The sequence below is a fragment of the Novosphingobium mississippiense genome, from assembly GCF_044029535.1.
In the GTDB taxonomy this organism is placed as follows: domain Bacteria; phylum Pseudomonadota; class Alphaproteobacteria; order Sphingomonadales; family Sphingomonadaceae; genus Novosphingobium.
The window spans coordinates 210,056-223,545 of the sequence record NZ_CP147003.1 but is presented as its reverse complement, the minus strand read 5'-3'; the positions used below and the strand labels follow the sequence as shown (position 1 = coordinate 223,545).

General features: G+C 65.4%; 10 protein-coding genes. 5 read left to right on the top strand and 5 right to left on the bottom strand.

Annotated elements, in window-relative coordinates:
* Window positions 1-35 precede the first annotated feature (35 nt).
* Window positions 36-2,747, bottom strand: coding sequence for a TonB-dependent receptor (locus WBP06_RS19540; RefSeq protein WP_395336357.1), 2,712 nt, complete (start codon window positions 2,745-2,747; stop codon window positions 36-38).
* Window positions 2,748-2,987: 240 nt separating this feature from the next.
* Here WBP06_RS19540 and WBP06_RS19535 point away from each other — a divergent pair, with 240 nt between their 5' ends.
* The 5 genes from WBP06_RS19535 to WBP06_RS19515 are packed head-to-tail and all read left to right on the top strand — an operon-like array spanning window position 2,988 to window position 9,197.
* Window positions 2,988-4,793 (top strand): IlvD/Edd family dehydratase, encoded by a 1,806-nt coding sequence (locus tag WBP06_RS19535; RefSeq protein ID WP_395336354.1) that lies wholly within the window; start codon window positions 2,988-2,990, stop codon window positions 4,791-4,793.
* Complete coding sequence (locus WBP06_RS19530) at window positions 4,793-5,644, top strand: SMP-30/gluconolactonase/LRE family protein (RefSeq protein ID WP_395336352.1); 852 nt, start codon at window positions 4,793-4,795, stop codon at window positions 5,642-5,644. The genes WBP06_RS19535 and WBP06_RS19530 overlap by 1 nt, the downstream gene beginning before the upstream one ends.
* Window positions 5,645-5,663: 19 nt before the next feature.
* Entirely contained in the window at window positions 5,664-6,800 is a 1,137-nt protein-coding gene (locus WBP06_RS19525; RefSeq protein ID WP_395336350.1) for an aldose epimerase family protein, read from the top strand.
* Between the two features lie 38 nt (window positions 6,801-6,838).
* On the top strand, window positions 6,839-7,963 hold the full coding sequence (locus WBP06_RS19520; protein ID WP_395337524.1) for a cellulase family glycosylhydrolase: 1,125 nt from the start codon (window positions 6,839-6,841) through the stop codon (window positions 7,961-7,963).
* Window positions 7,964-8,003: 40 nt separating this feature from the next.
* Window positions 8,004-9,197, top strand: coding sequence for an SGNH/GDSL hydrolase family protein (locus WBP06_RS19515; RefSeq protein ID WP_395336348.1), 1,194 nt, complete (start codon window positions 8,004-8,006; stop codon window positions 9,195-9,197).
* A gap of 60 nt (window positions 9,198-9,257) precedes the next feature.
* Here WBP06_RS19515 and WBP06_RS19510 read toward each other — a convergent pair whose 3' ends face one another.
* Genes WBP06_RS19510 through WBP06_RS19495 form a run of 4 tightly spaced genes read right to left on the bottom strand, consistent with a single transcriptional unit; the run spans window position 9,258 to window position 13,385 of the window.
* Window positions 9,258-10,295: a family 43 glycosylhydrolase gene (locus tag WBP06_RS19510; protein WP_395336345.1), complete on the bottom strand. Its 1,038-nt coding sequence runs from the start codon at window positions 10,293-10,295 to the stop codon at window positions 9,258-9,260.
* Window positions 10,295-10,927 (bottom strand): 2-dehydro-3-deoxy-6-phosphogalactonate aldolase, encoded by a 633-nt coding sequence (locus WBP06_RS19505; protein WP_395336343.1) that lies wholly within the window; start codon window positions 10,925-10,927, stop codon window positions 10,295-10,297. The genes WBP06_RS19510 and WBP06_RS19505 overlap by 1 nt, the downstream gene beginning before the upstream one ends.
* Window positions 10,924-11,793 (bottom strand): 2-dehydro-3-deoxygalactonokinase, encoded by an 870-nt coding sequence (locus tag WBP06_RS19500; protein WP_395336341.1) that lies wholly within the window; start codon window positions 11,791-11,793, stop codon window positions 10,924-10,926. Before WBP06_RS19500 ends, WBP06_RS19505 begins: the two co-directional genes overlap by 4 nt.
* Entirely contained in the window at window positions 11,790-13,385 is a 1,596-nt protein-coding gene (locus WBP06_RS19495; protein ID WP_395336339.1) for a sodium/sugar symporter, read from the bottom strand. Before WBP06_RS19495 ends, WBP06_RS19500 begins: the two co-directional genes overlap by 4 nt.
* Window positions 13,386-13,490: the final 105 nt, after the last annotated feature.

Here is a 13,490-nt window from a genome sequence, read left to right as displayed (position 1 = left end):
GTGATCTTGGAGGAGGGATAGATCCCCGGAGGTTATCAGTACTTCACGCGGACGCTGGCGCCGTAGAACGTGTCGTCGAGGCGGATGTCGTGCGGGAAAGAAGGACGGTCGAAGTAGCTGTGGTACTTCGAACCGTTCACGTTCACGCCATCCACGCTGACGGTGATGTTCGGGGTCACGTCATAGCCGATCGAGAAGTCGAGGCGGCCGTTGGACTTCACCTTGTTGAACTGGCTGGTGTCGCCCGGTCCCGTAAGCGTGCCGGCGCCAAACAGCGTCTCGTTGTAGCCCGAACGCCAGGTGTAGACGACGCGTGCGGTGATGCCGTACTTCTCGTAAAGCGCACCGGCGGTGTAGCTGTACTTCGAGACGCCCAGCAGTTCCTTGCCTTCCAGCGGATCGCCCGGCGTGGTCACCTCGCTGTCGGCCAGCGTGAAGGTACCCATCGCGCCAAGACCGTCGAAACCTTCGGGCAGGAAGTCGAAGAACACCTGGCCGGCGACTTCGATGCCCTTCAGGTTGGAGGAACCAACGTTGCGCGGCTGGGTGATCTGGTAGGTGTAGCCATCGATGATCTGGATCGAGGTCGACGGCGCGACGCGGTCCTTCAGCTTGCGATAGTAACCCGCCACGGTGACGTAGCTCGACCGGCCGAAGTAATATTCGGCAGTCAGGTCGAAGTTGTTCGACTGCTGAGCCTTCAGGTCGGGGTTGCCGCCCGAACCGGCCAGGATGACGTTAGGGTTGCCGCCCGGCGCCGCCAGCGAAAGACCGGGGTTCAGGTCGCCGAAGGTCGGCTGCGCCACGGTCTTGGCATAAGTGGCGCGGAACTGCAGCGACTGGGTCGCCCGGAAGCGCATGCTGGCGTTCGGCAGGACGTAGACGTCGCTGGTGTCACGCGACACCGGCTCGAACACGTCCGCCCCGCCCGGACCGGCACCGATCAGACGCGAGGTACCGTCAATCGTGCGGTTGGTACGCACGACGCGCAAGCCGACGAGCCCATCGATCGACGAAGCGCCCAGATCGACCTGATACTTGCCCTGCATGTACGCCGCGAAGTTGTTTTCGTTGGCGTCGTAGTTGCGGGTGGGATCCCAGTCCGGATCGCCTGCGGGGGCGCCGTAAAGCGCGCGCAGTTCATCGGTGTTGTTGAGCAGGTAGTCCGGGTTCGGGGTATACCAGTGCGACCCGCCGTTGATGTACGGGATCGAGTCCGGCGAACGCACCAGGAAGTCGGAAGGCAGCCCGACCGAGGATACCAGCGTGCTGCGATCCGCACCCGGGAAGGCCGGGCCGCCGGCAACGGCGCGGAACGTGCCCTTGCGGTCCGAATAGCGGGCGCCGATCTGGACTTCGCGCAGAATGTTGCTGTCGATGTCGAACGTGGAGTCCAGCTTGAACGCATACTGGCGGCTGTTGGACTTGTTGAGGTCCTGATACAGCGTGTTCGCGAAGACGAAGCCGTCCGGCGTGCTGAGCGGATCGCCCTGCATCACGGTGGTACCGTGGCCGTTGTCGTCCACCAGCACGTCCATCGCGGAATTGTGCTTGGCGATGTCGACGATGATCGTGCGGTTTGAGTTCTTCGACTGGATGTAGCTGCCGTCGAGGACGAGGTGGACGGTATCCGAATTCCACTTCACGCCGCCGCCCAGCACGTACTGGTCGGTACGCTGCTTCTTGGCCTGGGTGCTGGTGAGCGCGTCAACGCCGTTGAACGTCGCCGACTTGCCAATGCACAGATTTTCGACATTCGGGCCGGGCAGGAAGCCGGCATCGTTGACGCTGGCGGTGAAGCAATCGTCAGTGCCCACCGCATTGGTGATCGAATTGCCGGCAAAGACGTCGCCGAAGATGAAGTTGGTGGCGAAAGTCGAGCGGTAGCCGGTGTAGAGGCCGTCCAGGTAGACTTCCAGTTCCGGCGTCACCTTCCACTCGAATGCGGCGTTGACTTGCGGCCGGGTATTATAGCCGGTGTCGGTCGTGCCGCCCACGCAGGTCGGCAGGACCAGATCGGGCGCTCCCGGCGGGCCATGGTTGGTCGAGCGGGGATCGCAGTTGAACGAGACCGGCCGACTGAAGTTGTTACGGGTGTAGGAAACGTCGACCAGCAGCCCCATTTCGCCTTCGCCGGCATCCCAGCGATCGGAAACGAGCAGGCCGCCGGTGTAGCTGGTCTTGTCGGACACGGTACCGGTATAGACGCGGCCGTTGGCGGCGACGGTCAGGCCCTTGTCGAAGTTGAAGGGCTTTTGCAACTTCATGTCGATGACGCCGGCAACGCCGCCTTCGATCAGGTTGGCCGTGTTCGACTTGTAGACGTCGATGCCGCTGACGGCTTCGGCAGGCAGATCCTGGAACGAGAAGCCACGGCCCACGCCGGTGAAGATCTCGCGACCGTCAAGGGTCGTCAGGATATCGCCGATGCCGCGGATGATCGGGCTCTGGATTTCGTTGTTGAAGCCGTTCTGCACCTGCACGCCGGCCACGCGCTGCAGCGCGGAGGCGACCGAGGTGTCGGGCAGCTTGCCGATGTCTTCAGCGACGATCGAATCGACGACGTTATCGGAATTCTTCTTGATGTTGCGCGCGGCCTCCAAGCTGGCGCGCTGACCGGATACGACGATCTCGTTGCCGGCATCGTCTGCCGACGGCGAAATGCTGTCCTGCGCATAGGCGGGCGCACAGGCAACGAATGCCAGCGCCGACGACGACAGGACGAGCGAGCGGGTAAAGCGGTTCATGATCCTCCCTCACAGTAACCGGCCCCTTGAGCGAGCCTTGGCGCTGCTCATAACTCCGGAGTCGTTGTCCGACAAGACATATTTGTACGATAAATAGGTTGCCAAGAAAAATGGCCGATGGTAGCGGCATCGAAGCAACGCTCCCGCGCGGAATCGCATTGTTTGCGGCCCGCTGACGGCATCGAGCGAGATTTAAGGGAGGCGACCATTTCCGCTGAAGACGCCAGCGCCGGCATGGGCATGACCAAGGGCACCATGGCCAACGGCACGAAGCTGCGTTCGCGCGCGTGGTTCGATGATCCGACCCACCCGGACATGACCGCGCTCTACCTCGAACGCTATCTCAACTACGGCCTTTCCATCGAGGAGATGCAGTCGGGCCGCCCGATCATCGGCATCGCCCAGTCGGGCAGCGACCTGGTGCCGTGCAACCGCCACCATCTGATCCTGGCGGAGCGCATCAAGGCCGGCATTCGCGACGCCGGCGGCATTCCGATCGAGTTTCCCAGCCATCCGTTGCAGGAAACCGGCAAGCGGCCGACTGCCGGGCTGGACCGCAACCTGGCTTACATCAGCCTTGTCGAACTGCTCTACGGCTATCCGCTGGATGGCGTGGTGCTGACGATCGGGTGCGACAAGACCACCCCGTCGGCACTGATGGCGGCAGCTACGGTGAACATTCCCGCGATCGCGCTGTCCGTCGGACCGATGCTGAACGGCTGGCACGAAGGCAAGCGCACCGGCGCCGGCACCATCGTGTGGAAGGCGCGCGAAATGCTCGCCAAGGGTGAGCTGGACTATCAGGGCTTCCTGAAGCTGGTCGCATCCGGATCGCCTTCCACCGGCTATTGCAACACGATGGGCACGGCCACGACGATGAACTCGCTGGCCGAGGCGCTGGGCATGTCGCTGCCCGGCTCGGCAGCGATCCCCGCCCCCTATCGCGACCGCCAGGAATGCGCGTGGGAGACCGGCCGCGCGATCGTGGAGATGGTGGCGGCAGACCGCAAGCCGTCGGACATCCTGACGCGTTCGGCCTTCCTCAACGCCATCCGCGTGAATTCGGCGATCGGTGGTTCCACCAATGCGCCGATCCACCTCAACGCCATTGCTCGCCACATCGGCGTGGAACTGACGCTGGAAGACTGGGAGCAGAACGGCGCGAACGTGCCGCTGCTGGTCAACCTGCAACCGGCCGGCGAATATCTGGGCGAGGATTATTATCGCGCCGGCGGCGTGCCCGCCGTCATGGCCGAACTGGACAAGGCCGGTCTGATCGACGGCGCCGCCCTCACCGCCAATGGCAGGACCGTGGCTGAAAATCTTGTCGGCGCAAGGATCGTGGACGAAGACGTGATCCGCCCCTTCGCGCGCCCGCTGAAGGAGGCGGCCGGCCTCACCGTGCTGAGCGGCAACTTGTTCGAAGGCGCGGTGATGAAGCTCTCGGTGATCTCGGACGAGTTCCGCAGCCGATACCTCTCCAATCCCGAGGAACCAGACGTGTTCGTGGGCACCGTCGTCGTCTTTGACGGGCCGGAGGATTATCACCAGCGCATCGACAATGCCGACCTGGGCATCGACGAGAATACCATCCTGGTCATTCGCGGCGCCGGTCCGGTGGGCTATCCGGGCGGTGCGGAAGTCGTGAACATGCGCCCGCCCGCCGCGCTGATCCGCGCCGGCGTCCATGCCCTGCCCTGCATCGGCGATGGCCGCCAGTCCGGCACCTCGGGCAGTCCGTCGATCCTCAACGCCTCGCCCGAAGCGGCGGTCGGCGGCGGCCTTGCCCTGCTGCGCACGGGCGACCGGGTGCGGATCGACCTTGCCAACCGCAGTGCCGACATGCTGGTCGACGCGGCCGAGATCGCCCGTCGGCGTGAGGAGCTGGTCGAGATCGAACGCGCCGTCACGCCCGAATCGCAGACGCCGTGGCAGGAAATCCAGCGCGGGCTGGTGGGCCAGTTCGCCACCGGCGCCATCCTCGAAGGCTCCGAAAAGTACCAGCGCATCGCCCAGACGCGCGGTCTGCCGCGCGATAGCCACTGATGGATCCGGTTCGCATCATTGCCCGCGATCGGGCGGATGTCCTGGGCGAAGGGCTGTTCTGGTCGGTCCGCGACGGCGCCTTGCTGTGGACCGACATTCTCGGCCGCCGCATCAACCGGCTTTCGCCCACCACCGGGCAGGTGGAAAGCTGGGAGACGCCGGACGTCGTCGGCTGGATTGTCGGCACGCAGGACGGAGGCTTTCTCGCCGGAATCGGCCGGTCCATCGCGCGAGTCTCGTTCGATCCCTTCGCGTGCGAAACGCTGGCCGAGATTCCCGACCAGCCGGCGGGCAACCGCGTGAACGATGCCGCTGCCGATCCGCAGGGCCGCCTCTGGCTGGGGACTATGCCGTTTTCCTGCGACGTGCCCACCGGCGCGTTCCATCGCCTTGCAAACGGTACCGTCACCCGCGCCGATGCCACGCCCTACACGATCCCGAATGGGCCCGCGATTTCGCCGGACGGCCGGTTCCTGCTGCATACCGACAGCGCGATGGGCGTGATCTTCCGTTATGCGCTGAACGACGGCGTGCTTGGTCCGCGCGAACCCTTCATCACGTTCGTTGACGGTTGGGGTTCGCCCGATGGCATGACGTTCGACGCCGAAGGCCATCTCTGGGTCGCATGTTGGGGCGCCTCCTGCGTTACCCGGTTCGCGCCGGACGGCATACCCGTACGTCGCATTGCACTGCCGGCCAGCCAGATCAGCAATTGCGTGTTCGGCGGCCCGGACCTCGACCGGATGTACGTCACCAGCGCGGCAGACGGGGTCGAAGAGGAACATGCCGGCGCGCTGTTCGAGATCGATCCGGGCTGTCGGGGCCTGGCCCCCTTCCTGTATCAAGACTGAAGTTTCGAGAGGAGAGACGATGCTCAGGACCCTAGCCACCGCCGCCCTGCTGGGCGCGGTGTCGACATCTGCGCTGGCCGCCGAGGCAAAGCGCGAAACCTTCGGCACGATGCCCGATGGGACCGCCGTGGAGGCGGTAACCCTCAGCAATGCCAAGGGCATGTCCGTCCGCGTGATGACGCTGGGCGCGTCGATCCAGTCGGTGATGATGCCCGGCCGCGATGGCAAGACCGTGGACATCGCCGTCGGTTACGACGGCCTGGACGGCTACGTGAAGGACGGCCAGTTCTTCGGCGCCACCGTGGGCCGCGTCGCCAACCGCATCGCCAAGGGCAAGTTCACCTTCGACGGCAAGGCCTATTCGGTTCCCGTCAACAACGGGCCCAATTCGCTGCACGGCGGCACCAAGGGCTTCGACAAGGTGATCTGGGCCGTGCGCGACGTGAAGCAGGGCCAGAAAAGCGGGGGCGCGGCCAGTGTCACCATGCGCTATGTCAGTCCGGACGGCGACATGGGCTATCCTGGCACGCTGACCACCGACGCGACGTATGCGCTGGATGATCAGAACAACCTGACGATCACCTACACCGCCACCACCGACAAGCCGACCGTGGTGAACATCTCGAACCACACCTACTGGAATCTTGCCGGCCCCGGCCAGACGGCGATGAACCACGTGCTGACGATCCCGGCCGACCGCTTCACGCCCACTGACGAAACCTCGATCCCCACCGGTCAGCACCAGAGCGTGGCCGGCACGGTGTTCGATTTCCGCCAGCCCACGCCGGTAGGTGCGCGCGTGCGTGAGGGCAAGGACGCGCAGATCCGTTATGGCCGCGGCTACGATCACAACTGGGTCGTCGGCAATGCCGTTACCCCCGACCAGCACCTGATGGCCCGCGTTTCCGAACCCGGATCGGGCCGTGGCTTCGAACTCTGGTCCAACCAGCCGGGCCTGCAGTTCTATTCGGGCAACTTCATGGACGGCACCATCGTCGGCAAGTCCGGCCAAATCTACCGCGAGGGGGACTCGCTGGTATTTGAGCCGCAGCTTTTCCCGGATAGTCCGAACCAGCCGCAGTATCCGTCGGTCCGCCTCGATCCGGGCAAGACCTACCGGAACGTCATGACCTACAAATTCTTCGTCGCAGAATAAAAGGGAGGAATCCTGTGAAATCTCTATCCACCGGCCTGATGGTTTCGGCCGTCCTTGGCGCAACCGCAATGACCGCCATCCCCGCCCAGGCGCGCCCGCAGTGGACGCCCGCCGAAGCAAAGGCATGGTACGCCAAGCAGCCGTGGCTGGTCGGCTCCAACTATGCCCCCGCCAACTCCATCAACCAGCTGGAGATGTGGCAGGAAGCCACCTGGGATCCCAAGCGGATCGACTACGAACTGGGCCTGGCCGAGAATATCGGCATGAACACCATGCGTGTGTTCCTGCACGATCAGCTGTGGCAGCAAGATCCCGAAGGCTTCAAGAAGCGCATCAACGAATTCCTGGCGATCGCCGCCAAGCACAAGATCAAGCCGCTGTTCGTGCTGTTCGACAGCTGCTGGGATCCGAACCCGGTGCTGGGCCCGCAGCATCCGCCGATCCCCGGTGTCCACAACTCCGGCTGGGTACAGGCCCCCGGCCTGCCGGCGATGCGCGATCCGTCGCAGGAACCGCGCCTGAAGGCCTATGTGCAGGGCGTGATCGGCGCCTTCGCGAAGGATGACCGCATCCTCGGCTGGGACCTGTGGAACGAGCCGGACAACGGTGCCGACCAGTACAAGGGCCAGGAAGGCAAGGAACCGCTGGTCCGCGCGCTGCTGGCCAAGACCTACGACTGGGCCCGCGCGGCCGACCCCAGCCAGCCGCTGACTTCCGGCGTGTGGCAGCATGACGACTGGGCAACGGACGCCAAGCTTTCGCCCATGGAGAAGCTGCAGCTCAGCCAGTCGGACGTGATCTCGTTCCACGACTACAACTGGCCGGAAACGTTCCAGGGCCGCGTCAACCAGCTGAAGGTCTATGGTCGTCCGATCCTGTGCACCGAATTCATGGCGCGCGGCAACGGATCGACGTTCGACGGATCGCTGCCGATCGGCAAGCGCGAGAACGTGGCGATGATCAACTGGGGCTTCGTGGACGGCAAGACGCAGACCCGCATGCCGTGGGATTCGTGGAAGAAGCCCTACACGATGGACGAGCCGACCATCTGGTTCCACGAGGTGTTCCGCAACGACGGCACCCCGTATCGCCAGGCCGAAGTCGACCTGATCCGCTCGCTGGCCAAGGCGCCCAAGGGCGTCGTGCCGGCAGCCAAGAAGTAAGGCTCGACAAACAGCCGTCTAGTCGGACAAGAGAGGCGACATGCGTAACATCCGGTTTCCCGTCGCCTTTTCCGCCGCGCTCTGCGGCCTGATCCTGACCGCCCCCGCCCATGCCGCTTCGGCGTCGGTGGGGGCCTGGGCGGGGGCCTGGGGCTATGCCCCGGCCGACAGCGGCTCCGGCGATGCCGAACAGCCCGCCGGCACCTATCGCTATCGCGTGCGGCTGAGCCAGGCCGGCGATGCGCTGCAACTGACGATCAGCAATGCGGAAGGCGCAACGCCGCTTGCTGTTTCGACAGTGAGCGTGGCCAGCCCCTCGGGCGCCGCCGGCACCGATGTGGCGGCGGATTCGATCCACGCCATGAGTTTTTCCGGCAAGCCGGGCTTTGCCCTTGCCAAGGGCCAGACCTTGCTCAGCGACCCGCTGGCGGCCCCCTTCCGCGTTGGGCAGGACGTGATCGTCAGCGTCACCTTCGCCACGCCGACGCGGCCGGGCCAGACCAACCTCGGGCTTGAAATGGCCTTCGCGCCGGCCGGCACCAGCCCGGTCTTCACGCCGATCAAGGTGCGCCCATACCTTTCGCTCGTGTCGGTGCGCACGTCCCGCGCGCCCTGCACGGTCGTTGCTTTCGGGGATTCGATCACTGACGGTTTCCTTGACGCCTCACCGCAGACCCGCGGCTGGCCGGGCCGTCTGGCCGAGCGTCTGGCAGCCCTGCCCGCAGCGCAACGGTGCGGCGTGGTCAACATGGGCATCAGCGGCAACCGCGTACTGAAGCCGGGCCGCTCCACTTCCGCGCTGGACCGTTTCTGGCGCGATGTCGCCAGCGTGCCCGGCGTCACCCACGTGATCTTCCTGGAAGGGATCAACGACATCGGCAACGGCGCCGAACAGGGCCCCGACGCGCTGACCGCCGACCAGCTGATCCAGGGCTATCGCCAGTTCGTCACCCGCGCACATGCCCTGGGCATCAAGGTGATCGGCGGCACGATGACACCCGCGCTCCACGCCGGCTACATGTCCCCCGCGAAGGAGAAAACGCGGCAGGCCGTCAACACCGCGATCCGGGCCGGCAACATCTTCGACGGTGTCGTCGATTTCGAGGCGGCGGTGCGCAACCCGGCCTCACCCTCAGACTTGCGCCCCGAATTCGATCCGGGCGACCATCTGCACCCCAACGACGCGGGCCTGCGCGCGATGGGCGATGCCGTGAACCTGTCTCTGCTCAGGTAAACCTGCGCCGGATTTCCCCGAAAACAGGGGAAATCCGGCCGCAAGGCTCGGGCGCGAAGATCAGGGTTGCGGCGCTTCCACCGGTTCGCCCGCGCGTGAGGGCACCGGGAACACCGGCATGCCGTCCTTGCCCCAGTCCATCCGCTGCACGCGCGGCGACCGCGCGGCCGTGCACTTGCGGTCCGCACCGTCGTTCGCGTGGTAGACGATCCAGGTCTTCTTGCCGCCGTCGGTAGTGAAGAAGCCGTTGTGGCCGGTAGCGTAGACGTTGTTCTGCGGCGCCTTGGCCAGAACCGGGCGCGGCGACTTGGTCCAGCTTTCGGGCAGAAGCGGATCGCTGCCCGGCTTCGCATGGAGCAGGCCCAGCGCATAGTCGTCCGACCAGCAGGCGCTGGCCGAATAGGACAGGAACAGGTCGCCATTGGGACCCGCCAGGAATTCCGGCCCTTCCAGAATCTGGCGGCCACCCTGCCGCTCGAACGCCAGGTCCGGACGGGCGATCACGGTCTCGCCGGGGCCCAGCGTCCAGGGGTTGGTCATCGGCGCGATGGCCAGCACGCTGTCCGGGCCATCATAGGCGGAATAGACGAAGTAGCGCTTGCCGCCGTGCTCGAAGACAGTGCCATCCAGCCCGGTCATCCGCGTGTTGATGCGGCCCCGGTCGGTCCATTGGCCCTGCAGCGGATCGGCATTGGCGTTCTCCAGCACGAACACGCCGCGATGGGCATCGTCATCATGCCCGGCCTCGGCAGCGGTGTAGTAGACGTACCACTTGCCATCGATGCGGTGCATCTCCGGCGCCCAGATCGAGATCGCATTGAGGCCGGTGGCCGGCGGCGTCCAGATCACATGCTCGGGCGCTTCGGCCAGCTTGCCCAGATCGTTGGTCTGGCGGATCGCGATGCGATCGCCCTTGGTGCCCAGGAAATAGAAGGTGGAGCCGTAGTGGACGATCCACGGATCCGGCCCGCTCGCCAGCAGCGGGTTGGTCAGCGTAGCCTGCGTGCTTGCGGTCGTGGTTCCAGTCGTCGCGCAGCCGGCTAGCGCCAGCGCCAGCGCTGCGGAAGCAAGAACCCGGGTATTCATCTTGGCGATCATCAGCGCACCTCCATCTCTGCCCAGGCCTTCGCGAATGCGCGGGCGTTATCGGCAATCTCCTTCGTCGTCGCGCCGGCACGGTAGAGCGCGGAACCCAGGCCGAAGCCATCCGCTCCCGCCTGGCGCCACGGTCCCATGTTGTCCGGCGCGATGCCGCCAACCGCCAGCAGCGGCACGTCCTTCGGCAACACCGCGCGCTGCGCCTTGACCACGGCCGGCGTCGCCGCTTCCGCTGGGAACAGCTTGAGGCCGCTGGCCCCGGCGGCCAGCGCCGCAAATGCCTCCGTCGGCGTGAAGTAACCGGGCAGCGAAACCATGTTGCGGCGCGCGCTTTCGGCAATCACGGCAATGTCGGTGTTGGGGGAAACGATCATCGCCCCGCCCGCGTCCTGCACTTGCGCCACTTGCGCGGTGGTCAGCACCGTGCCGGCGCCGACGATCGCCGCATCGCCGACGCGACGGGCCAGCTTCTCGATGCTGGTCAGCGGATCGGGCGAATTGAGCGGAACCTCGATCAGGCGGAACCCCGCTTCGACGAGCGCGTCGGCGGCGGCCTCCACTTCTTCGGGGCGAATGCCGCGCAGGATGGCAACGAGCGGGAGTTGCGCGAGGGCAGAGGCAAGATCGATCATGGCTTGGTGTCCCAGATACGAGTGATACCGGCGACGAAGGAGGCATGGCTGTCGACGACGACGGCCTCTCCCCCGGCTAGGGCGATGGCGGTGGAATAGAGGCGGGCGAGCAGGCCGTCGGCCAGCAGGTGGACCGTCTGCCCCGGCGCGAACCGCGCGCGACAGTCGGACCCGATCAGCAGCCCGCTGACATAGGCCGCAGCCGCACCGGCGGGGCGCTTGCCCAGCACCGCGGCGGCGCGCACGCCGAACAGCGTCGCCAGCAGATCGCGGTCGGCGCTGGCCTCCACGCCCGCGCGGAAATCGTCGTCGGCATCGACCTCGCCCGCCATTTCGCTGCCGATCAGGGCATGGTCCTTCAGCAGGGCGAACATCTCGCCGGTCATCGCCGTGGTGAAATCGACCAGCGCTCCACCGCGCATCGTCGCCCACTTCGCGTGGGTGCCGGGCTGGCACAGCAGCGCGTCGGCAGGGGCAAGCCCCGCCGCAACCGCGCCCAGCAACTGCACTTCCTCGCCCCGCATCACGTCCTGCCGGCCTTCACCATCCCGGCATACACCCGGCACGATGGCCACGCCGTCCGCCGGCGAGACCAGCCGGGCGGCCAGATCGGCGATCGAGGCCGGCGCCGGAACATAGCCCGCGTCCTTCCAGCCCCGGTTCGATCCGACCATGCCGGCCAGCAGCATCGGCAATCCATCGTAGCGTGAGCGCAAGGCTGCCGCGAGTTCCGCAAATCGGCCCGACCGTACCGAAAGGATACCCAGATCGTCTCGCTCGGTGGCGACGACCTGGCCATTCTCGATCCGATAGGCGCGGCGGTTGGTGGTTCCCCAATCCACCGCGATGAAGGACGCGCCGCTCACCAGAACACCGCGTAAAGCACGCAAAGCACCAGCACGACGGCGATGGCGCCCGCATTGAACCCGGCCGAAGTGGCATAGCGCACGTCTCCGGTGGAGATCGTGTCCCGGTCACGCCGCGCCGGCGTGGCGAGCGAAACGACGATGGCCAGCGCCAGCGCCGCCAGGAACACCAGCCCCATGCGGTCCATGAAGGGAATGCCCGGCGTCCACACCTTGAACGCCCACGACAGCACCACCGATGCGATTGCGGCAGCGATCGCGCCGGGTTCGTTGGCGCGACGCCAGAACAGTCCGAGCAGGAAGATCACGGTGATGCCCGGCGTGAAGAAGCCGGTGAATTCCTGGATGAACTGGAACGCCTGCGCGCTCGATCCCACCAGCGGGCGGGCGGTCAGGATGGCCAGCACGATCGCCACGGCGGCGGCCACGCGGCCCACCAGCACCAGCTTGCGCTCCTGCGCCTCGCCGCCCTGTTCGGAGCCGCCCCGATCGGATTTGCGGAACTTGCTCCACACGTCGAGCGTGAAGATCGTCGCAATCGAATTGATCTTCGATGCGGTGGAGGCGACGATGGCCGCCACCAACGCCGCGAAGACGAGGCCGAGCAGGCCCGGCGGCAGCATCCGCATCATCGTGGGATAAGCCTCATCCGGCTTGGCAAGGTCGGGCGCGAGCATGACGGCGGCGATGCCCGGAAGGACGATGATGATCGGCATGATCAGCTTCAGGAACGCCGCGAACAGCATTCCGCGCTGCGCTTCGTCGATCGACTTGGCCGCCAGCGCGCGCTGGATGATGTACTGGTTGAACCCCCAGTAAGAGAGGTTGGCGATCCACAGGCCGCCGATCAGCACCGACAGGCCCGGCAGGTCCATGTAGTGCGGATTGCCCTTGTCCAGGATCATCTCGAAATGATCTGGCGCGCGGGCCATCAGGCGGGAGAAGCCGGCGATGATGCCGTGGCCTTCGCCGATCTTGCCCAGCGTCAGCACCGCGATGACAAGGCCACCCATGACCAGCAGCGTGACCTGCACGATGTCGGTCAGCGCCACGGCCTTCAGCCCGCCGCGCAGCTGATAGAGCAGCGCGAACACGCCCAGCCCGACCAGCGCGACGTTCTGGTCCACCCCGGCCACCTTGGTGACCGCAACCGATCCCAGCCAAATGATACTGGTCAGGTTCACGAAGACGTAGAGCACCAGCCAGAATACCGCCATCAACGTACGGATGCCGGGGCCATATCGCCGCTCCAGGAACTGCGGCATCGTGTAGATTTCGTTGCGGAGGAAGATCGGCAGGAAGAACTTGCCGACGATCAGCAGCGTAGCCGCAGCCATCCACTCGTAAGACGCGATGGCAAGCCCGATCGCATAGCCCGATCCGGACATGCCCACGATCTGTTCGGCAGAGATGTTCGCGGCGATCAGCGACGCACCGATCGCCCACCACGGCAGATTCTTCGATGCCAGGAAGTAGTCGGTCGAGTTCTTCGGCCCGGCTCCCGCCTTTTCACGGCTTACCCATTGCGCAAGCCCGAATATGCCGATCGCGTAGATCACGACCACGGTTATGTTGATCGTCGCCAGTCCCATCTCGTCTCCCCGGTCCCGGCGAAAGGTCGCCGGGGGCATCGATCCGAATCGCATGATCCGGTCTCGGCCGTTGGCCTATCCATAAAACACCTATTTATAATATCA